Source organism: Curtobacterium sp. MCSS17_006 (assembly GCF_003234215.1).
GTDB classification, from domain to species: Bacteria; Actinomycetota; Actinomycetes; order Actinomycetales; family Microbacteriaceae; genus Curtobacterium; species Curtobacterium flaccumfaciens.
This window is the reverse complement of the sequence record NZ_QKSO01000005.1, coordinates 36,353-56,968: the sequence shown is the minus strand read 5'-3', so window position 1 is coordinate 56,968 and position 20,616 is coordinate 36,353. Positions and strand designations below refer to the sequence as shown.

The 20,616-nt window shown below is 70.9% G+C and carries 20 protein-coding genes; 15 read left to right on the top strand and 5 right to left on the bottom strand.

Going from position 1 to position 20,616, the window contains the following annotated elements; genetic code table 11:
• The first annotated feature begins 81 nt into the window (after window positions 1–81).
• The 3 genes from DEJ21_RS06630 (at window position 82) to DEJ21_RS06620 (ending at window position 1,853) form a co-directional block, all read left to right on the top strand.
• Window positions 82–531, top strand: a complete 450-nt coding sequence (locus DEJ21_RS06630; RefSeq protein WP_084741173.1) for a VanZ family protein — start codon at window positions 82–84, stop codon at window positions 529–531.
• A 100-nt stretch (window positions 532–631) separates the two neighbouring features.
• The gene (gene rpsO / locus DEJ21_RS06625; RefSeq protein WP_017885935.1) at window positions 632–901 is read left to right on the top strand and encodes a 30S ribosomal protein S15; all 270 of its coding nucleotides are present in this window, start codon (window positions 632–634) and stop codon (window positions 899–901) included.
• A gap of 334 nt (window positions 902–1,235) precedes the next feature.
• The gene (locus DEJ21_RS06620) at window positions 1,236–1,853 is read left to right on the top strand and encodes a CE1759 family FMN reductase (protein WP_071245007.1); all 618 of its coding nucleotides are present in this window, start codon (window positions 1,236–1,238) and stop codon (window positions 1,851–1,853) included.
• Between the two features lie 19 nt (window positions 1,854–1,872).
• On the opposite strand, the gene DEJ21_RS06615 is transcribed toward DEJ21_RS06620, so the two are convergent.
• On the bottom strand, window positions 1,873–3,090 hold the full coding sequence (locus DEJ21_RS06615) for a hypothetical protein (protein ID WP_111046605.1): 1,218 nt from the start codon (window positions 3,088–3,090) through the stop codon (window positions 1,873–1,875).
• 281 nt (window positions 3,091–3,371) lie between these two features.
• On the opposite strand from DEJ21_RS06615, the gene DEJ21_RS06610 reads away from it, so the two are divergent.
• A complete protein-coding gene (locus tag DEJ21_RS06610; protein WP_111224100.1) occupies window positions 3,372–5,651 on the top strand; it encodes a polyribonucleotide nucleotidyltransferase in 2,280 nt (759 codons plus the stop codon).
• 184 nt (window positions 5,652–5,835) lie between these two features.
• Here the strand turns inward: DEJ21_RS06610 and DEJ21_RS06605 are convergent, their stop codons facing one another.
• Window positions 5,836–6,363 carry a YbhB/YbcL family Raf kinase inhibitor-like protein gene (locus DEJ21_RS06605; RefSeq protein WP_111224099.1) on the bottom strand — a complete coding sequence of 176 codons (528 nt, stop codon included), beginning with the start codon at window positions 6,361–6,363 and terminating at the stop codon, window positions 5,836–5,838.
• A gap of 268 nt (window positions 6,364–6,631) precedes the next feature.
• Window positions 6,632–7,279, bottom strand: coding sequence for a TetR/AcrR family transcriptional regulator (locus tag DEJ21_RS06600; protein ID WP_110891918.1), 648 nt, complete (start codon window positions 7,277–7,279; stop codon window positions 6,632–6,634).
• 251 nt (window positions 7,280–7,530) lie between these two features.
• Between DEJ21_RS06600 and DEJ21_RS06595 the strand changes: the two genes are divergently transcribed.
• On the top strand, window positions 7,531–8,865 hold the full coding sequence (locus DEJ21_RS06595; protein ID WP_071245003.1) for a pitrilysin family protein: 1,335 nt from the start codon (window positions 7,531–7,533) through the stop codon (window positions 8,863–8,865).
• An 8-nt stretch (window positions 8,866–8,873) separates the two neighbouring features.
• Window positions 8,874–9,476 carry a histidine phosphatase family protein gene (locus tag DEJ21_RS06590; RefSeq protein WP_027464756.1) on the top strand — a complete coding sequence of 201 codons (603 nt, stop codon included), beginning with the start codon at window positions 8,874–8,876 and terminating at the stop codon, window positions 9,474–9,476.
• A gap of 49 nt (window positions 9,477–9,525) precedes the next feature.
• Here the strand turns inward: DEJ21_RS06590 and DEJ21_RS06585 are convergent, their stop codons facing one another.
• On the bottom strand, window positions 9,526–10,017 hold the full coding sequence (locus tag DEJ21_RS06585; RefSeq protein ID WP_111224098.1) for a GNAT family N-acetyltransferase: 492 nt from the start codon (window positions 10,015–10,017) through the stop codon (window positions 9,526–9,528).
• 23 nt (window positions 10,018–10,040) lie between these two features.
• On the opposite strand from DEJ21_RS06585, the gene DEJ21_RS06580 reads away from it, so the two are divergent.
• Window positions 10,041–10,787 carry a 4-hydroxy-tetrahydrodipicolinate reductase gene (locus tag DEJ21_RS06580; protein ID WP_228513608.1) on the top strand — a complete coding sequence of 249 codons (747 nt, stop codon included), beginning with the start codon at window positions 10,041–10,043 and terminating at the stop codon, window positions 10,785–10,787.
• Window positions 10,788–10,801: 14 nt separating this feature from the next.
• Window positions 10,802–11,266: a tetratricopeptide repeat protein gene (locus tag DEJ21_RS06575; RefSeq protein WP_111224097.1), complete on the top strand. Its 465-nt coding sequence runs from the start codon at window positions 10,802–10,804 to the stop codon at window positions 11,264–11,266.
• A gap of 19 nt (window positions 11,267–11,285) precedes the next feature.
• On the opposite strand, the gene DEJ21_RS06570 is transcribed toward DEJ21_RS06575, so the two are convergent.
• The gene (locus DEJ21_RS06570; protein WP_111224096.1) at window positions 11,286–12,200 is read right to left on the bottom strand and encodes a TIGR01777 family oxidoreductase; all 915 of its coding nucleotides are present in this window, start codon (window positions 12,198–12,200) and stop codon (window positions 11,286–11,288) included.
• Window positions 12,201–12,238: 38 nt separating this feature from the next.
• On the opposite strand from DEJ21_RS06570, the gene DEJ21_RS06565 reads away from it, so the two are divergent.
• The 7 genes from DEJ21_RS06565 (at window position 12,239) to DEJ21_RS06535 (ending at window position 20,593) form a co-directional block, all read left to right on the top strand.
• Window positions 12,239–13,069 (top strand): thymidylate synthase, encoded by an 831-nt coding sequence (locus DEJ21_RS06565; RefSeq protein WP_111038872.1) that lies wholly within the window; start codon window positions 12,239–12,241, stop codon window positions 13,067–13,069.
• Window positions 13,069–13,569: a dihydrofolate reductase gene (locus DEJ21_RS06560; protein WP_111224095.1), complete on the top strand. Its 501-nt coding sequence runs from the start codon at window positions 13,069–13,071 to the stop codon at window positions 13,567–13,569. Before DEJ21_RS06565 ends, DEJ21_RS06560 begins: the two co-directional genes overlap by 1 nt.
• 125 nt (window positions 13,570–13,694) lie before the next feature.
• A complete protein-coding gene (dapA, locus tag DEJ21_RS06555) occupies window positions 13,695–14,672 on the top strand; it encodes a 4-hydroxy-tetrahydrodipicolinate synthase (RefSeq protein ID WP_017885921.1) in 978 nt (325 codons plus the stop codon).
• A gap of 49 nt (window positions 14,673–14,721) precedes the next feature.
• Window positions 14,722–16,398 (top strand): ribonuclease J, encoded by a 1,677-nt coding sequence (locus DEJ21_RS06550; protein ID WP_027464761.1) that lies wholly within the window; start codon window positions 14,722–14,724, stop codon window positions 16,396–16,398.
• A gap of 96 nt (window positions 16,399–16,494) precedes the next feature.
• Window positions 16,495–19,419, top strand: coding sequence for a DNA translocase FtsK (locus DEJ21_RS06545; RefSeq protein ID WP_111224094.1), 2,925 nt, complete (start codon window positions 16,495–16,497; stop codon window positions 19,417–19,419).
• 5 nt (window positions 19,420–19,424) lie between these two features.
• Window positions 19,425–20,069 carry a CDP-diacylglycerol--glycerol-3-phosphate 3-phosphatidyltransferase gene (pgsA, locus tag DEJ21_RS06540; RefSeq protein WP_071405653.1) on the top strand — a complete coding sequence of 215 codons (645 nt, stop codon included), beginning with the start codon at window positions 19,425–19,427 and terminating at the stop codon, window positions 20,067–20,069.
• On the top strand, window positions 20,066–20,593 hold the full coding sequence (locus DEJ21_RS06535) for a CinA family protein (protein WP_110864739.1): 528 nt from the start codon (window positions 20,066–20,068) through the stop codon (window positions 20,591–20,593). Before pgsA ends, DEJ21_RS06535 begins: the two co-directional genes overlap by 4 nt.
• Window positions 20,594–20,616 lie beyond the last annotated feature (23 nt).

The following is a 20,616-nucleotide window of genomic DNA, read 5'->3' as shown; positions in this document are numbered from 1 at the left end:
TCCGCGATCGCCCAGGTGCCGTACCGACGGCTGACAGGAGCGCTCCAGCGGCCGCGCAGGACCGTGCAGCACACTGTGCGGATGTTCCGTCGACTCCTCCTCCTCGCCCTGACCGCGGGCTACGCCTGGGTGATCTGGCGGATGACGCTGACCCCGCAGGTCTTCACCTCGGCCCAGAACTCCCTCGTGCTGCACGCGATCGCCTGGGTGCAGCAGCTGCCGCACGGTGCCTGGTTCACGTACGAGCGCACCGAGTTCCTCGCCAACATCGCGATGTTCGTGCCCGTGGGGATGCTCGCGGCGCTGTGGTTGCCCCGTCGCTGGTGGATCCTCGGCGCGCTCGTCGCGGTCGCGCTGTCGACCGGCATCGAGTTCGCGCAGGCCACCTACCTGCCGTACCGCGTCGCGGACCCGCGCGACGTGCTGTCGAACGGCCTCGGCGGACTGCTCGGCGCAACGCTGGTCGGACTCGTCCGCAGTCTGCTGCCGGAGCGTCGCCGCCGCCGTCGTCTGCACCCCAGGACCGCTTAGGACTCTGGTAGTCTTGTGCGGTTGCCGTCGAACGGCCGCGGACAAAGAGCGCTCGTGCATCAGGCACGGGCACCGCGCAACGGACAGGAAGGGGATCACCATGGCACTTGACGCACAGGTCAAGCAGGAGATCATCGAAGAGTACGCGACCCACCCGGGCGACACCGGATCCCCCGAGGTCCAGGTCGCCGTTCTGACGCGTCGTATCAACGACCTGAACGAGCACCTCAAGGAGCACAAGCACGACCACCACTCGCGTCGTGGCCTGCTCCTCATGGTCGGTCAGCGTCGCCGTCTCCTCGGCTACCTCTCCGACGTCGACATCGCCCGCTACCGCACGCTCATCGAGCGTCTCGGCCTGCGTCGCTAGTCGACCGACACACGCTTGACCGAACGCCCCGGTCCTCCTCGTGAGGACCGGGGCGTTCTTCGTTCCCGGGGCGTTCGACGCTCGGCGGGGGCCCCGCTCAGTCCGCATTCCGTCCTCGGTCGGTCGCGAGGTCGGTCACGACACGTCGCCCGCGCTCGTCCCGCGGTCACGACTCGTCGGCCACAACGGTCCCAGTCGACACTCCGTGACCGCTCGCAGTCAGCGCGCGGGGAGTCGTGACTGATGGGCACGCTGTTCGATGGCGGGAATGGTTGCGAGGGCAACCCGGTTGGATGCTATGTTCATGCAAACGCATCGAAAGTCGGGAAGCATCATGACCACCATCGCCGTCGTCTCCGCCGGACTCTCCGAGCCCAGCTCCACCCGCCTGCTCGCCGACCGTCTGGGCGAGGCCGCCGTGGCGTCGCTCGTCGCCGAGGGCACCCCGGCGCACGTCGTGCACGTCGAACTCCGGCCGCTCGCGCACGAGATCACCGACGCCATGCTCACCGGCTTCGCGGCCCCGGCGCTCTCGGCAGCGATGGCCGCCGTGGTCGAGGCCGACGCCGTCGTGTTCGTCACGCCGATCTTCACGGCGGGCGTCAGTGGACTGGCGAAGTCGTTCCTGGACGTGCTCGACAAGGACTCGATGGCCGACATGCCCGTCCTGCTCGGTGCCACCGGCGGGACCTCGCGGCACTCCCTCGCGATCGACCACGCCCTCCGGCCCGTCTTCGCGTACCTGCGCGCGGCGATCGTGCCTACGGGGGTCTTCGCCGCGACCGACGACTGGGGGACCGACGGTGACGCGGCCGCCCTGGACGGTCGCATCCGCCGGGCCGGAGCCGACCTGGCCTGGGCGATCCGGGCCTCCAGGCGGGCCCCGCAGGAAGCCGACGCGCTCCCCGCGACGCCGGACTTCGCGAGCCTGCTCGGTGGCCTCGGTCACTGACCGTCGGCTGGCTCCTGGCTCAGTACCAGTGCGGGTTGACGCTCATCTCGTGGCCCCACGCCCCGCAGGGTGAGCCGTAGGCGCTCTTGATGTACGCGAGCCCCCAGTCGATCTGCGTGTTCGCGTTGGTGCGCCAGTCGGCTCCGGCGACCGCCATCTTCTCGGCCGGCAGCGACTGCGGGATGCCGTAGGCGCCGCTCGAGGCGTTCAGGGCGTTCGCCCGCCACCCGGACTCCTGCGTCCAGAGCGACACCAGGCACGAGAACTGGTCGGAGCCCCACCCGTACGACCCGAGCGCGCTCCGTGCGTAGGCCTGCGCAGCCGCGGGGTCCACGGCGACGCCCCCGGTGCTCGGGTAGGACGAGCCGGTGCCGCCGCTCGTCGCGCCGCCGCTGGAAGCGCTGCTGCCGGCGTTCGCCGCGGCTGCGTTCGCCGCCGCCTCGGCCGCAGCCGCTGCGGCCCGCTTGCGCTGCTGCTCCGCCTTCTGCGCGGCGACCCGCTGGCCGAGTTCGTACCCGGCCTCCTGCTTCGCGGTGCTGTCCTTGAGCGACGCGAGCTGCGCGTACAGCTCGTCGCTGTGCTGCTCCGTCGACTCGACGGCGGCGTCCGCCGCCTGTTCCGCCGACTTCGCCGCGGCCGAGCGCTCCTCGGCCGCCTGCGCGCGCGTCGCGCGTTCCGTCTCGGCCCGCTCGGCCTGCTCGTGCAGCGACGACGCCGTGCCGGCCGCGACGGACGCGTCGTCCATGACGCCGGCCCAGGTCTCCGACAGCTGGTCGAGGGCGCCGAGCTGGTAGAGCAGCTGGTCCGGGTTCTTCGCGGTCGCGATGCGGGTGGTCATCTGGTTCGTGCTGCCGTCGCGGTACAGGTTCGCGGCCAGTTGGCCGGCCCGCTGCTGGGCCCGGTCCGCCGTCTCGCTCGCGTGCTGCGCCTGGGCCTGGAGGCTCGTGGCGGCCTGGGTGGCCGACGCCAGCTCCGACTCGGCCGCGTCCGCCTTCGACGAGGCCACCAGGGCGGCCTGCGACTTCGCGGCTGCTTCGTCCTGCGCCGACTGCAGCGCCGCCTGCACCTTCTGCACCTCGGCGCGCTTGGCGGTCTCGTTGCCCTTGGCGCGCTGGACGTCCTGCCAGGTGGGGTACTCGGTGGCGTTCGCGGGGGCAGCGGTCAGGGCCGGGGCGACGAGCGCGCCGACGACCACGGCGGCCGCGACGAGCACGCCCCGCGAGGGGGTGAGGCGCATGTCGGCAGGCTACCGATGTTCACCAGGAGTCCAGCGAGCCGCGCCGCCGACAGCCTGAGGACTGGTAAAGTCCATCGTGTCCGAGGACTCATTCCCCGGACGTCACACACAACACTGCGCAGGCCGGGCACGGAGCTGGTCATCGGTGGTGGCTCGCGGGCCGGAACGGTTTCCCGAGTGCTTCTACTGCTGGCCAGACATGCGTCCGGAACGATCGGCGCGCACGCACCATCGAGTGCCGTCGCCACGGCCTGCCGGAAACACATCAAGGAGGCGCCCTTTTGGAGGGTCCCGAGATCAAGTTCGCCGAAGCCGTCATCGACAACGGCAAGTACGGCAAGCGCACCGTCCGGTTCGAGACCGGTCGGCTCGCACAGCAGGCCCAGGGCGCGGTCGCCGCGTACCTGGACGAGGAAACGATGCTCCTCTCGGCCACCAGCGCCGGCAAGCACCCGCGTGAGGGCTTCGACTTCTTCCCGCTGACCGTCGACGTCGAGGAGCGTTCCTACGCCGCCGGCAAGATCCCCGGTTCGTTCTTCCGTCGCGAAGGCCGTCCGTCGACCGAGGCCATCCTCGTCTGCCGTCTGATCGACCGGCCGCTGCGTCCGTCGTTCGTCGACGGCCTCCGCAACGAGGTGCAGATCGTCATCACCGTCCTGAGCATCGCTCCGGACGAGTTCTACGACGCGCTGGCGATCAACGCCGCGTCCGCGTCGACGCAGATCTCCGGTCTGCCGTTCTCCGGCCCGATCGCCGGTGTGCGCCTCGCGCTCATCGGCGACCAGTGGGTCGCGTTCCCGAAGGCCTCGCAGCTCGCCGACGCCGTGTTCGACCTGACCGTCGCCGGTCGTGTCGTCACGGACGAGGCCGGCAACGAGGACGTCGCGATCATGATGGTCGAGGCGGAAGCCACCGAGCACGCCTGGGATCTCATCCAGGGCGGCGCCACCAAGCCCGACGAGGCCATCGTCGCCCAGGGTCTCGAGGCGGCGAAGCCGTTCCTCAAGTCCCTCGTCGACGCACAGGCCAAGCTCGCCGCGCAGTCGGCCAAGGAGATCCAGGACTTCCCGGTCTTCCCGCCGTACGCGCCCGAGGTCTACTCGGCCGTCGAGGCCCTCGCGCTCTCCGAGCTCGGTGACGTCTACAAGATCGCCGCCAAGACCGAGCGTCAGGACGCCGACGACGCGCTCAAGTCGCGCGTCAAGGCCGCCATCGCCGAGCAGGTCACCGCGGGCTCGCTGCCCGAGGTCGCCAACTCGCAGGTCGGCGCCGCGTACAAGTCGGTCACGAAGAAGGTCGTCCGCGGCCGCATCCTGACCGAGCAGATCCGCATGGACGGCCGCGGCCTCGCCGACATCCGTCCGCTCGACGCCGAGGTCGCCGTGATCCCGCGCGTCCACGGTTCGGCGATCTTCCAGCGCGGCGAGACGCAGATCCTCGGCGTCACCACGCTGAACATGCTCAAGATGGAGCAGCAGATCGACTCGCTGTCGCCCGTCACGAAGAAGCGCTACCTGCACCACTACAACTTCCCGCCCTACTCGACCGGTGAGACCGGCCGCGTGGGTTCGCCGAAGCGTCGCGAGATCGGGCACGGCTTCCTCGCCGAGCGCGCCCTCGTGCCGGTGCTGCCGTCGCGTGACGAGTTCCCGTACGCCATCCGTCAGGTCTCCGAGGCGCTGAGCTCCAACGGCTCGACCTCGATGGGTTCCGTCTGCGCCTCGACCCTCTCGCTGCTCAACGCCGGTGTGCCCCTCAAGGCCCCGGTCGCCGGCATCGCGATGGGCCTCGTGTCCGACACCGTCGACGGCCAGACCCGCTACGCGGCCCTGACCGACATCCTCGGTGCGGAAGACGCCCTCGGCGACATGGACTTCAAGGTCGCCGGTACCTCGGAGTTCGTCACCGCGATCCAGCTCGACACCAAGCTCGACGGCATCCCGTCGACGGTGCTCGACGCGGCGCTCAAGCAGGCCAAGGAGGCCCGCTCGGCCATCCTCGGTGTGCTGAACGAGGCCATCGACGCCCCCGACGAGATGGCGGACACCGCTCCTCGCGTCATCTCGGTGCAGATCCCCGTCGACAAGATCGGCGAGCTGATCGGCCCGAAGGGCAAGACGATCAACGGCATCCAGGACACCACCGGTGCCGACATCTCGATCGAGGACAACGGCACCGTCTACATCGGCGCTGTCGACGGCCCGTCGGCCGAGGCCGCTCGTGCCCAGGTCAACGCGATCGCGAACCCGACCAACCCGGAGATCGGGGACCAGTTCCTCGGCACCGTCGTGAAGATCGCCACCTTCGGCGCCTTCGTGTCGCTGCTCCCGGGCCGTGACGGTCTGCTCCACGTCTCCGAGGTCCGCAAGCTCGCCGGTGGCAAGCGTGTGGAGAACGTCGAAGACGTGCTCGGCGTCGGCCAGAAGGTCCTCGTCGAGGTCACCAAGGTGGACGACCGCGGCAAGCTGTCGCTCGCGCCGGTCGTGGCCGACGAGACCGATGGTGACTCCACCTCGGCCGAGACGGTCCGCGCCCACGCCGAGGACCCGGCCGAGGGCTGATCCTCTCCGCGTCCTGACGCACGAACGGCCGCCGTCCCTTCCGGGGCGGCGGCCGTTCGCCGTTGCGGGGCGTGTGTGCGTGTTGGCCGCGCGTGCTTTCGCGGTCAGCGACACCTCACGGGCACGGCTCCGCGTGAACTGTCGCTGTGCGCGAACGATCGCCGCGCCGTGCCACGCGTGTCCGTCAGGCCGCGGGGGTCTCCTGCGTGCCCATGAGCTGCGCGCGCCCGAGCAGGTGCCCGCGGAGCATGAAGCCCACGACCGCGGGGGTCGCGTCGGCGGGGACCTCGAGCACGGGGACGTCGAGGGCGCTCAGCGTGAAGAAGTAGCGGTGCACACCGTGGCCCGCGGGCGGAGCAGCCCCGAGGAACGTGTCCGTGCCGAACTCGTTGCGGCGGCGGAGTGCCTCCGCGGGCAGCAGGGCGTCATCGGTGCCGGCGCCTGCGGGGAGCGACGTCGCCGAGCCCGGGATCTCCGTGAGGCTCCAGTGCCAGAAGCCGGAGCCGGTCGGGGCATCGGGGTCGTAGACGGTCAGGACGAAGCTCTTCGTGCCCTCGGGTGCGTCCGACCACTCGAGTGCGGGGGAGCGGTCCTCACCGCCGACGTCGGAGCCGCGTGCCGAGGTGGGCAGCTCGCCTCCGTCGGTGAAGTCGGGGCTCGTCAGGGTGAAGGACGGGACGTCGGGCAGGTTCCAGTTGGGGTCGTTGGCCATGCCCCCAGCCAACACCCGTCGGCTCGGGCTGCGCTCGGTGCGCGAGCGGGGCTGTGGGAGTTCGCACGTGACGGCCTGGAGGCGCGGTGCGGGCCCGCCACGGGCCTCCTGTCCGGCCGTGGTCGCCTCGACCGCCCCGCGGAAGCGACAGATGTGCGTCGCGCGGGTGCGTCGGTGCCGCGAAGGCGACAGGATGCCGCGAACGGTTCGCGGTGATCTGTCGCTTTCGCGAAAGTGACAGCCGACAGCCGACAGTGACAGCCGGGCGTCAGCCCGCGAGCACCCGGTCGACCACGCGGTTGAGCGCGGCGGTGGCGGCGATCGCGTCACCGGCGTACGCGCCGGCCATCGCACCGTCGCGCGCGAGCATGAGCTCGTCGGCGCCGTCGCCGGGCAGGGGGTGTCCGGCTTCCTGCAGCAGGGTCGCGAGTCGCTCGGTGTACCAGTCGCGGTGCACGGCGACGACCTGGCGGACCGGGTCGCGGGGGTCGTGGTACTCGGCGGCGGCGTGCAGGAACGCGCAGCCGCGGAACGCCGGGTCGTTGACGTCGTCGGCCAGCGCGGCGACCCACGCACGGACGGCCCGCTCGGGGGAGCCGGCGTCGGCGATGAGCTGCTCCATCCGCTCCTGCACGCGCTCGTGCTGGGTGCGGATGTAGGCCAGGATCAGGTTGTCCTTCGACCCGTAGTGCTTGTAGAACGTCGCCTTCGTGACGCTCGCCTCGGAGATGAGACGGTCGACGCCGACGCTGTGGATGCCCTCTTCGTAGAAGAGCCGCGTGGCGGTCTCGAGGACACGGACCTTCGCGCCGCCGGAGCGGGGAGTCGGGGGGACGCTCGACCCGTCCGGCGACGCGAGGTTCGTGCTCGGGCCGGGGAGACGCTGGACGGCCGGTTGGGGGGAATCGACCGTCACAGCGTGTACTCCTCGGACTCATCGGCTCCGCGACCGGAGTGGGGGGACTCGGTGGTCGCGCAGGACTGATGCCCCGAGCCGCCGGATCGGAACTTAGGGGGGCTTTCGATCCGGCGTGGCCAACAGTAGCACAAGGAGGACAGACAGACGAGTCGGTCTGTCCACATTTTCTGTACCCCACTTCGAGTGGCACGCGACCGAGACCGGGAAACTGGGCGGGAGGCATCGACGGATCAGTAGGCTCGTCTGCGATGAACCAGCCAGTGCCACTGCCGCTCGGGGCCCCGGACACGTCGTTCCTGACGTCCGGCGGGGCCTTCGTCCGTCGCACCGTGCTGCCCTCGGGCGTCCGTGTGCTGACCGAGGCGGTGCCGGGTGCCGCGTCGACGAGCATCGGGTTCTGGGTCGGCGTCGGTTCGCGGGACGAGCGCGACGGGCAGTTCGGGTCGACGCACTTCCTCGAGCACCTGCTCTTCAAGGGCACCGAGACCCGATCGGCGCTCGACATCGCCATCGCGTTCGACTCGGTCGGCGGTGAGCACAACGCTGCGACCGCCAAGGAGTACACCTGCTACTACGCACGGGTCCGGGACACCGACGTCCCGATGGCCGTGAACGTCATCGGTGACATGGTCACCGGATCTGTGCTCGAACCGGACGCCTTCGCCGTCGAGCGCGGGGTCATCCTCGAAGAGCTCGCGATGGCCGCCGACGACCCGGCCGACGTCGCGGGCGAAGCGTTCTTCGCCGCGGCCTTCGGCGGACATCCCCTCGGCCGTCCGATCGGCGGCACCCCGGACAGCATCCGTGCGGTCCAGCGCGACGAGGTGCTGGCCCACTACCGCGAGCACTACGCGCCGAACGGCATCGTCGTGACCGCTGCCGGTGCCGTCGACCACGACCGGTTCTGCGAACTCGTCGCCGGCGTCTTCCACGACGCCCCCGACGCCGAGCCGTTGCCGCGCCGCACGCCCGAGACCGTGGCCGACCCGGTCGAGGCGAAGCTGTCCGTGGTGCACCGCCCGACCGAGCAGGTCAGCATGCTCCGCGGCTCGCAGGGGCTCGACCTGCGTGACGACCGCCGCCCCTCGCTCAGCGTCCTGAACGCCGTGCTCGGTGGCGGCATGAGCTCGCGCCTGTTCCAAGAGGTCCGCGAGCGTCGCGGCCTGGCCTACGCGGTGTCCTCGTTCGCCCCGGCTTACCTGGACAACGGTGCCTTCGGCGTCTACGCCGGGTGCGCGCCGGACAACGTCGCGGGTGTCATCGACATCGTCGACGCCGAGTTCCGCCGAATGGTCGACCACGGCATCACCGACGACGAGCTCCGACGGGCCAAGGGCCAGATCGAGGGTGCGCTGACGCTCTCGCTCGAGGACTCCGACGCCCGCATGACCCGCCTCGGCCGTTCCGAGCTCGGCACCGGCGAGTACACCGACCTGTCGACCGCGCTCGAGCGTGTCGACGGCGTCACGACTGACGGCGTGCTCGAACTCGCGCGCGACCTGCTCACCCGGCCGACGATCACCTCGGTCGTCGGTGCCGTGCAGCAGGACGAACTCGCCGCGGCCATCGGGATCGGCAGCTGAGCACGGACATGTCGCACTACCTGTACCTCGTCCGGCACGGCGAACACCAGGACGCCGAACACGGCCTGCGGGACGGCAAGCTCTCCGAACGCGGCAAGCGTCAGGCGACCCTGATCGCGGACCGTCTCGGCGGCGTGCCCTTCGACGGCGTGTACCACTCGCCGCTCGAGGCCCCGAGCGAGACCGCCGCGTTCCTGTCGCAGCGCCTGCCGTCGATCCAGCCCGAGCCCTCGACACTGCTGTTCGACTGCATCCCCTCGGGCCCGACCCCGGACATGCCGCACGCCTACCAGGGCTGGTACGGCGGCATCACCGAAGAGGAGATCGTCGCCGGGCAGGCTCAGATGGGCGACGCCGTGTCGGAGTGGTTCACCCCGGCGCGCGAGGACCGGCACGACCTGCTGATCACCCACAACGCCGTGATCGGCTGGTTCGTGCGCGAGGCGTTCCAAGCCCCCGAGTGGCGCTGGATGGGCACGAACGTCGCCCACACCGCGCTCACGATCATCCGGATCCGTTCGGCGAAGCCCGCCGAGGTCGTCACGCTGAACGACCTGGCCCACCTGCCGGTGGAGCTGCGCACCGGTCTGCCCGTCGACCAGCCCGTCTAGCGGCTGCCCGTCCGGTCCGCGGTGGGGCGGCCGGGAGGCCCGTGGCGGCTCAGGCGATCGGCTTGCGGTACCAGGCGGTCGCGTTCGGGTTGTCGTTGAACGGCTCGACCCGCTGGTACCCGCGGCCGCGGTACATCGCGCCGGCCGCCACGAGCGAGTCGTTCGTGTCGAGGACGATGCTCGTCGCGCCGAGGTCCGCCCCGGCCCGCTCGAGCAGGTCCATCACCGCCGTCGCCACGCCCGTGCCGCGCCCGGCCGGCGCCACGAAGACGTGCTTGACCTCGAACCGGACGTCGACGGCACCGGTCGCGTCGACCCCGTCCGCGATCCGACGGATGCCGCCGCAGCCGACCGCGACGTCGTCGTCGTACGCCACCGCGAACACCCCGTTCGGCGGCGTGAACTCGGCCGCGGGGGTGCGCTTCCGCGAGTACGTGCCCTGCGTGCTCGGGAACGTCGCCTCGCGCTCGTCCAGGTACGCGTCGAGCAGCGCGTCGACCTCGGGCAGATCGGCCGGCACGGTCCTGACCTCGACTGACATGCGTCGATCCTAGGATGGACCGCATGGTCACTCCCGTCGCCGTCGTCGGCGCCACCGGTCGTCTCGGGGGCCTCGTGGCGTCCGTCGTCGAGGAACTCCCGGAGTTCGAGCTCGTCGCCCGCCTCTCGTCGAAGGACGGCGCGCACGAGGCGCCGCCGTCGGTCTTCGGCGGCGCGGCCCTGGTGGTCGACGTGACGGTGCCGTCGCTCAGCCCGGCGATCGTGGAGAACGCGCTCTCGAGCGGCGCGAACGTGCTCGTCGGCACCTCCGGCTGGTCGCTCGACCGGCTCGCGAAGCTCCGCACCGGGCTGCGGGAACGCCCGGACCAGGGGGTGCTCGTGGTCCCGAACTTCTCGATCGGCTCCGTGCTCGGCACCCACCTGGCGACGATCGCGGCACCGTGGTTCCCCGCCGCCGAGATCGTCGAGACCCACCACGCCGGCAAGATCGACTCGCCCTCGGGCACCGCGGTGCGCACCGCCGAGCTGATGGCCGACGCCCGGCGCGAGGTCGGTCCCGTGGACGCCCCGCACGTCGACCAGCGCGCCCGCGGCCAGCAGGTCGCCAGCGTGCCCATCCACTCGCTCCGCCTGCCCGGGGTGAAGGCCGTGCAGGACGTCGTGCTGAGCGGCCCCGGCGAGACGCTGACGATCCGGCACGACACCAACGACGACGTCGCCTACGTCGCGGGCATCCGTGCGGCGCTGGCGAACGTGGTGTCGGCGCGGGGCCTCACCGTGGGCCTCGGCAGCGTCCTCGGCATCGGCTGACCGCCGTGGGTCGGATGGAGCGGGCCGGACGCACGATCCGCTCGCCGTTCTGGGGTGCAGCGCTGATGGCGGTGCTGCTCGCCCTGTACATCGTGCTCGTCGGGCAGCGCGCCGTCGCCTTCATCGCGACCGGGATCCCGATCGGCATCGGCATCGGCGTCGCGCTGTTCGTCGTCGCCGCGATCGGGGCGCTCCTGCTCGTGCTGGAGTTCCGCTTCGGCATCCGCATCACCCGGCTCGGCGCGCGGCTCGAGGCCGAGGGCGGCACCCCGGACGACGTCGTCCCGGTGCGGCCGTCGGGCCGGCCGATCCGCGACGCCGCCGATGAGCTGTTCCCGCGGTACCGCGACGCGGTCGAGCAGGACCCGGCCGACTGGCGTGCCTGGTACCGGCTCGGTGTGATCTACGACGCCGCCGGTGACCGCAAGCGCGCACGGTCGGCGATGCGCACCGCCCTGGCGCGCGCCGCCGACCGCTGACCCCGGGGCCGGAGGCGGATCAGAAGACGGCGTCGATCGCGTCCGCCGCCTGCGTGTACCGGAACGTGTAGCCGGACTCGAGCAGCTTCGTGGGGACCATCCGCTGGCTCGACAGGAGCATGTCGTCGGCGGCGTCCTGCAGCGCCAGGCGCAGGGCGAACTCGGGGATCCGGAAGAGGTACGGGCGGTGCAGGACCTCGGCGACGTGCTTCGTGATGCGGTCGGCCACGACGGGCTCAGGGCCCGCCAGGTTCACCGGACCGGACACGTCCGGTGCCGCGGTCGCCAGGTGCACGATCGCGCCGACCTCGTCCTCGAGTGCGATCCAGGGCCAGTGCTGGCCACCGGTGCCGAGCCGGCTGCCGACGCCGAGCTTCGTGAGCGGGACGAGCGGCGCGAGCGCACCGCCGCCCTTGCCGATGACGATGCCGGTGCGGAGCGTGACGACCCGGACCCCGGCGGGAGCGGCGTTCGCGGCGGCTTCCCACGCGGTGCAGACGTCGGCGAGGAAGCCCGTGCCCGCGGCGGCGTCGTCCTGCAGCACGTCGGCCGGGCGGTCGCCGTACACGCCCGAGGCCGAGCCCGACAGGAACAGCGCCGGGGGAGTGGCGGCGTGCCGCATCGCCTCGACCAGGGTGTCGGTGGCGTCGATGCGCGAGCTGCGGATCTCCTTGCGGTACGCGTCCGTCCACGGCAGCTTGCCGATGTTCGCGCCGGCCAGGTTGATCACCACGTCGGCACCGTCCAGGATCGCCGGGTCGAGCGGACGCCGCCCCGGTGCCCAGCGGAACTCGGTCGCGGTGCGTGCTTCGCGGCGGACGAGCGTGGTCACGTGGTGCCCCGCCTCGCGCAGGGCGCGGACGAGGGGCGTCCCGATGAACCCGGACGAGCCGGCCACCAGGATCGAGAGCGGTTGTTCCGTCGTGTCGGGCATGCCCGCAACGCTACTCACACCGACGTAGGCTTCTGTGTGTGACCGACAGCGAGACCGTACAGCCCGACGCCTCCGTCCCGACGCCCTACGAAGACCTGCTCCGCCGGGTCCTGACCGAGGGCTCGCCGAAGGGTGACCGCACCGGCACCGGCACCCGCAGCCTGTTCGGCGCACAGCTCCGCTACGACCTGTCGAAGGGCTTCCCCCTCGTCAGCACCAAGCGCGTGCACTTCAAGTCGGTCGCGTACGAGCTCCTCTGGTTCCTGCGCGGCGAGGGCAACGCCACCTGGCTGCAGGAGCACGGTGTCCGGATCTGGAACGAGTGGGCGGACGCCGACGGCGACCTCGGCCCGGTGTACGGCGTGCAGTGGCGCTCGTGGCCGACCCCCTCGGGTGAGCACGTCGACCAGATCGCCCAGGTCATCGACCAGATCAAGACCAACCCGGACAGCCGCCGCCTCATCGTCTCGGCCTGGAACGTCGCCGACGTGCCGGACATGGCGCTCGCCCCGTGCCACGCCTTCTTCCAGTTCTACGTGAACGACGGCAAGCTCTCGTGCCAGCTCTACCAGCGGAGCGCCGACATGTTCCTCGGCGTCCCGTTCAACATCGCCTCGTACGCGCTGCTGACCCACATGATCGCGGCGCAGACCGGGCTCGAGGTCGGCGACTTCGTCTGGACCGGCGGCGACTGCCACATCTACGACAACCACGTCGAACAGGTCGAGGAGCAGCTGTCCCGCACGGCGTACCCGATGCCGACGCTCGAACTCGCTCCGCGCGACTCGATCGACGACTACGAGTACGAGGACTTCACCGTCGTCGGTTACGAGCACCACCCGGCGATCAAGGCCGCGGTCGCCGTCTGATGATCGGCATGGTCTGGGCCCGCTCGACCACCGGCGTCATCGGTGCGGACGGCGGCATGCCCTGGCACGTGCCCGAGGACCTGGCGCACTTCAAGCAGGTCACCGGCGACGCGACCGTGCTGATGGGCCGGCGCACCTGGGAGTCCCTGCCCGAGCGCTTCCGGCCGCTGCCCGGTCGGCGCAACGTCGTGCTCACCCGGGACACGACGTGGACGGCCGACGGCGCCGAGGTCGTGCACGACCTGCAGGCCGCGCTCGAGCGTGCCGACAGCGCCGACGAGACCGTGTGGGTGATCGGCGGCGGTCAGGTCTACGCCGCCGCACTCGACGCGGCCGACCACGTCTCCGAGACGCTGATCGACGTCGACGTGCCCGGCGACACCGTCGCACCCACGCTCGACGAGGCGGCCGGCTGGACGCTCACCGACGAGGGCCCCTGGCAGGAGTCCCGGAACGACGGCACCCGCTACCGGTTCCTGGAGTGGCAGCGCCGCGCCTGAGCGCCCGCACGGGCCGGGCGTGACCGGCGGGACGGACGTGATCCGGGCCTCCCGGCCGCGCCGCAGGCAGTCGACCGTCCACACGGACGGCGGTCACCGCGCGCATCCCCGGTACGCTGGTGCCCGTGTCCCCGCGTGAGAATCCCTTCGGTCAGGTCCTCGTCGCCCTCGTGACCCCGTTCACGGCCGACGGCGAGGTCGACTGGCCCGGCGTCGAGCAGCACATCGACGACTGCATCACCGCCGGCGCCGACGGCATCGTCGTCACCGGCACGACCGGCGAGACGTCGACGCTGACCGACCCGGAGAAGCTCCGTTTGGTCGAGGTCGGCAAGTCCGTCGCCGCCGGCCGGGCGAAGATCATCACGGGCGGTGGCTCGAACGAGACCGCGCACGCGATCCACCTGTACAAGCAGAGCGAGAAGGCCGGCGCGGACGGCGTGATGATCGTCACGCCGTACTACAACAAGCCGACGCAGTCGGGTGTCCTCACCCACTTCCGGATGATCGCGGACGCCACCGACCTGCCGGTGATCCTGTACGACATCCCGGGCCGCACCGGCATCCCGATCACGTACGACACGATCCTGCGTGCGTCCAAGCACCCGAACATCCTCGCCGTGAAGGACGCCAAGGGTGACTTCGCCGAGGTCTCGCGGGTGCTGAACAACACCGACCTCATGTACTTCTCCGGCGACGACACGAACGTGCTCCCGCACCTGTCGATCGGCGCCACCGGCCTGATCGGCGTGACCGCGAACATCACGAGCGCGCCGTACCGCACCATCGTCGACGCCGTGAACCGGGGCGACCTGGCCACCGCGACGGCCGAGCACAAGCGACTCGAGCCGCTCGTCCGCGCCGTGATGACGCACGTTCCCGGTACCGTGGCCGCGAAGTACATCCTGCACGGGCTCGGCCGCATCGGCAGCCCGCGCGTCCGACTGCCGCTCGTCGGCCCCGAGGACTCCGAGGCGTACGCCATCGAGACCTCCCTCGAAGCCGTGCGCGACGTGCCCGGCGCCGACTTCTCGAACTTCCGCCCCGACCGCAACGCGGCGGCCGGCGGTGCACTACCGAAGGTGCCAGGCACCACCCGCTAGCGAACACCGCGGCGCGCAGCACGCGCGTCGCCCGAATCCGTAGGACCGAATGCCCACACAGATCTCCGAACCGCAGCCGCTCGAAGCCGGCACCCTCCGCGTCGTCCCCATCGGGGGCCTCGGCGAGATCGGTCGCAACATGACCGTCTACGAGTACGAGGGCAAGCTGCTCATCGTCGACGCCGGCGTGCTGTTCCCCGAGGAGCACCAGCCCGGTGTCGACCTGATCCTGCCGGACTTCTCGCCGATCCGTGACCGCCTCGACGACGTCCTCGGTGTCGTGCTCACGCACGGCCACGAAGACCACATCGGCGCCGTCCCGTACCTGCTCAAGCTCCGCGACGACATCCCGCTGATCGGCTCCACGCTGACCCTGGCGCTCGTCGAGGCGAAGCTCAAGGAACACCGGATCAAGCCGTACACGCTCGTCGTGGCCGAGGACCAGACCGAGCAGATCGGCCCGTTCCACCTCGAGTTCGTCGCCGTGAACCACTCCATCCCGGACGCCCTCGCCGTCGCGATCACGACCCCCGCCGGTCGTGTGCTGCACACGGGTGACTTCAAGATGGACCAGCTCCCGCTGGACGACCGCATCACCGACCTCCGTGCGTTCGCCCGTCTGGGCGAGGCCGGCGTGGACCTGTTCCTGCCGGACTCCACGAACGCCGACGTGCCGGGCTTCACCGCTCCGGAGCGCGACATCGGCCCGGTGCTCGAGAACATCATCATGCGCGCCCGCAAGAAGGTCGTCGTGGCGAGCTTCTCGTCGCACGTGCACCGCGTGCAGCAGGTCCTCGATGCCGCCGCAGCCGCGAACCGCAAGGTCGCGTTCATGGGGCGCTCGATGATCCGCAACATGACGATCGCCGCCGACCTCGGGTACCTGCGGGTGCCGGAGAACGTGCTCATCGACACGAAGAAGGCGAAGAACGTCCCTGACGACCAGATCGTCTACATGTCGACCGGGTCGCAGGGTGAGCCGATGGCCGTCCTGGCCCGCATGGCGAACCTCGAGCACCAGATCGAGATCGGCGAGGGCGACACCGTCATCCTCGCGTCGTCGCTCATCCCGGGCAACGAGAACGCCGTGTACCGCGTCATCGACGGGCTGACCAAGCTCGGTGCGAAGGTCGTGCACAAGGGCAACGCGAAGGTGCACGTCTCCGGACACGCCTCCGCCGGCGAGCTGCTCTACTGCTACAACATCCTGCGGCCGCGGAACGTGCTCCCCGTCCACGGCGAGCACCGCCACCTGTACGCGAACGCCGACCTGGCGATCCAGACGGGTGTCCCGCCGCGCAACGTGATCCTCGGGCAGGACGGCATCGTCGTCGACCTGAAGGACGGCGTCGCGACGGTCGCCGGTCAGCTCGACATCGGCTACGTCTACGTCGACGGCTCCACCGTCGGCGAGATCACCGACGCCGACCTGAAGGACCGCCGAGTCCTGGCGGAAGAGGGCTTCATCTCGATCTTCTGCGCGGTGGACTTCACCACCGGGCAGTGCGTGATCGGCCCGGAGATCCAGTCGCGTGGGTTCGCCGAGGACGACTCCGTGTTCGACGACGTCCGCCCGCAGATCGCCAAGGCGATCTCCGAGGCCGCGGCCAACGGCACGCGCGACTCGCACGCCTTCGCGCAGGTCGTCCGTCGCACGGTCGGTCGCTGGGTGAACACGAAGCACCGTCGTCGTCCGATGATCGTCCCGGTGGTCATCGAGGCGTAGGGCCCGTCCCCGCCCTGGAGGCCCGTCCAGCGTCCGTCACGGACGCTGCGGCGGGCCTTCCTGCGTTTGTCCTGAGCGGGCGTTAGGGTTCTGCCCATGGCCGGAGGCACCAAGTCGACCACGCGCTCGCGCGCGTCCACGTCGTCCCGTGGCAACGGGACGCGCGGTTCGTCGCGCACCCAGGCCACGACGAAGAAGCTGCCGCAGGCCGCACCCACACCGGTGTTCCGCGAGCAGAACCCGCTCGTGACCTTCTGGCTCGCGATGGCGCACGGCGTCGGCGCGATGTTCCGGCTGCTCGGCAAGGAGACCCTCGAGAAGGACCAGCGGCGCGACGGGTTCCCGTTCCTGCTGTTCCTGCTGGCCATCGCCGGCGGGGTCGTCGAGTGGCTCAACCCGACCAACAGCGTCTCCGTCGCCCTCGACGCGTACACGTTCGGCGGGCTGTTCGGCCGCCTGGCGTTCGCCCTGCCCGTCATCATGATCGTGTTCGCCGGGTGGTTGTTCCGGCACCCGGCCTCGGTGCACGACAACACCCGGATCGGCATCGGCCTGGGCATCCTGATCGTGTCGATCGCCTCGCTCTGCCACGTCTTCGGCGGCCGTCCGAGCGCGGCCGACGGCATGCCCGCGCTGGCCGCCGCCGGTGGGGTGCTGGGCTGGGTGGTCATCGGCTGGCTCGTCACGATCGCGACCGCCTGGGTGGCCGTCCCCGTGGCGATCGTGCTGCTGGTGCTCTCGCTCTTCATCATCACCAAGACGCCGCCGAACAAGCTCGGACGCCGGCTGCACGAGCTCTACGCCTACCTGTTCGGCGCACCGGCCCCCGCAGCCGAGCCCGAAGCCGCCGCCGCCGCCGTGGCGGAGCCCGCCGCCCGCGCCCGCACGTCGAAGCGCGGCAAGAAGGGCGACACCGACTTCCAGCTGTTCGACGACCTCGGGTTCGGTGACGAGCAGGCCGCTGCCGACGCCGAAGCCGGTGGCGACAACGTGCCGTGGTGGCGCCGGAACAAGTCCGGGCGCGAAGAGGACCCGGCGTACGACAGCCCCGTGCTGCCCCCGGCCACCGGCGTTGCCCCGGCTGCCGCTGCCGTCGCACCAGCTGCCCCCGTCGCGCCCGCTGCGCCCGCCGCGAGTCCGAACGCCGGCGCCGCCGCCGGGCTCGTCGACCTCACGCCGGCCGAGCCCGCGTCGGCCAACCTCAACGACTCCGTCGAGCAGGACCTGCAGGACGCCGAGCAGGCGCTCCGCGCGTTCGGCACCGACGTCCCCGCGCGGCCGGAGCCGACCGCCGACATCCGTCCCGCGGTGCCCGAGGTACTGGCCGAGCCCGAGATCGTCGACGAGGCAGAGGACATCGACGCCGCCGCCGAGCTCAGCGCAGCCGCCGCCGGTTCCGACGACGATCCGTCGAAGCCCTACCGACTGCCCGCCGCCACGACGCTGAGCTCCGGGACACCCTCGGTCGCGCGGAGCCAGGCGAACGACGACATCGTCGCCGCCATCACCGGGGTGCTCACCGAGTTCAAGGTCGACGCGAAGGTCACCGGGTTCTCCCGCGGGCCGACGGTGACCCGGTACGAGATCGAGCTCGGCCCCGGCGTCAAGGTCGAGCGGGTCACGGCCCTGTCGAAGAACCTGTCGTACGCGGTCGCCTCGAACGAGGTCCGCATCCTGTCGCCGATCCCGGGCAAGAGCGCCATCGGCGTCGAGATCCCGAACACCGACCGCGAGATCGTCTCGCTCGGTGACGTGCTGCGCTCGAACGCCGCCCGCAAGTCGAAGCACCCGATGACGATCGGCGTCGGCAAGGACGTCGAGGGCGGCTTCGTCGTCGCGAACCTGGCGAAGATGCCGCACCTGCTCGTCGCAGGCTCCACCGGTTCCGGCAAGTCGGTGTTCATCAACTCGATGATCACGTCGCTGCTGATGCGCGCGAAGCCGTCCGAGGTCCGCATGGTCCTGGTCGACCCGAAGCGCGTCGAACTGTCGATCTACGCGGGTGTCCCGCACCTCATCACGCCCATCATCACGAACCCGAAGAAGGCGGCCGAAGCGCTGCAGTGGGTCGTGAAGGAGATGGACATGCGGTACGACGACCTGGCGTCGTTCGGGTTCCGCCACGTCGACGACTTCAACAAGGCGATCGAGAACAACGAGATCGTCCTGCCGGCGGGCAGCGAGCGGAAGCTCAAGCCGTACCCGTACCTGCTCGTCGTCGTCGACGAGCTCGCCGACCTCATGCTCGTGGCGCCGCGTGACGTCGAGGAGTCGATCGTCCGCATCACCCAGCTCGCCCGTGCCGCCGGCATCCACCTGGTGCTCGCGACGCAGCGCCCCTCGGTCGACGTGATCACCGGCCTGATCAAGGCGAACGTGCCGTCGCGCATCGCCTTCGCGGTGACGAGCGTCACGGACTCCCGCGTCATCCTCGACCAGCCCGGCGCCGACAAGCTCATCGGTCAGGGCGACGCGCTCTTCCTGCCGATGGGCTCGTCCAAGTCGCTCCGCGTGCAGGGCGCCTGGGTGCAGGAGGGCGAGGTCGCCGAGGTCGTCCAGCACGTCACGCGGCAGGCGCAGCCCGAGTACCGCCAGGACGTCCAGGCCGTGGTCGAGCGCAAGGAGATCGACGCCGACATCGGTGACGACCTCGAACTGCTGCTCGCGGCCGTCGAGCAGGTCGTGTCGACCCAGTTCGGCTCGACGTCGATGCTGCAGCGCAAGCTCCGCGTCGGCTTCGCCAAGGCCGGCCGCCTGATGGACCTGATGGAGTCGCGCGACATCGTCGGGCCGTCCGAGGGGTCGAAGGCCCGCGACGTCCTGGTGACCGCCGACCAGCTGCCCGCGGTGCTCGCGAAGCTCCGCGGCGAGGAGCCGCCCGCCGCGGCAGCGCCGGCCCCGACGCCGTCCGGCGACGGCGACCGCTACGGAGCAGACCCCGTCGGGGACATGACCCGCGGGTACGATGAAGTCCACGACGAGCCCGATGAGGACGCGTGGGGACTGACGGGCAGGGAGTGACGGCGATGACCGCCTCGGACAGCACGAACACCACGCACGGCGCACGGTTCCCGTGGCGCGGGCGGCTGCTGCGCAAGGGCCCCGGCCCGGCGTCGACCGCGAACGTCGCGAACATCATCACGGTGGTGCGCATCCTCATGGCGCCGCTGTTCTTCGTCCTGCTGCTCACCGACGCCGGCAACGACGGGCCGCTGCGCATCTGGGCCGCGGTCGTCTTCGTCGTGGCGATCGTCACGGACAGTGCCGACGGCATCATCGCCCGTCGGCAGAACCTGGTCACGGACTTCGGCAAGCTCGTGGACCCGATCGCCGACAAGGTGCTCATCGGTGGTGCGCTCGTCGCCCTCTCGATCCTGCAGGAGCTGCCCTGGTACGTCACGGTGCTGATCATGGTGCGCGAGATCGGCATCACGGTCTTCCGGTTCGCGGTGCTCTCCGACCGGGTGATCCCGGCCAGCCGCGGCGGCAAGATCAAGACCGTGCTGCAGGCCGTCGCCCTGACGGCAGCGCTGTTCCCGTGGTGGAACCTGGTCGGCGACTGGGCACACTGGGTCAACGGCATCCTGATGACGGCCGCGTTCCTGGCAACGATCCTGAGCGGGATCGACTACCTCTGGCAGGCATGGAAGCACAACCGCACCACCGCATGACCGGGCCCGACCGCTCGACGCAGGCCGCGCCTCCCGTCCCGGTCGCACCGGGGCTCATCGCCGAGCTGACGGCACGGGGCGAGACCCTCGCCGTGGCGGAGTCGTTGACCGGCGGACTCGTCGTGGCGACGCTGGTCGACGTGCCGGGTGCGAGCGCCGTCGTCCGGGGCGGCGTCGTGGCCTACGCGACGCCCGTGAAGCACTCCGTTCTCGGGGTCTCGGCGGAGCTGCTCGAGGCCGAGGGCGCCGTGCATCCGGAGGTCGCCCGGCAGATGGCCGCCGGTGTCCGGATCGCGCTGTCCGTCGACGGGGAACCCGCGACGTGGGGGATCAGCACGACGGGCGTCGCCGGCCCGGACCCGCAGGACGGCAAGCCCGTCGGCACCGTGTACGTGGGGATCGCCTCCGCCGCGGGGGCTGAGGCCTTCGAGCTGCACCTCGACGGTGACCGGGGAGCAATCCGGCACGCCACCGTCTCCGAACTCCTTGCACGGATGTCGTCCGAGGTGCGGGGCCGGGAATAGGTCCCGTTTCCACTGGGTTACAT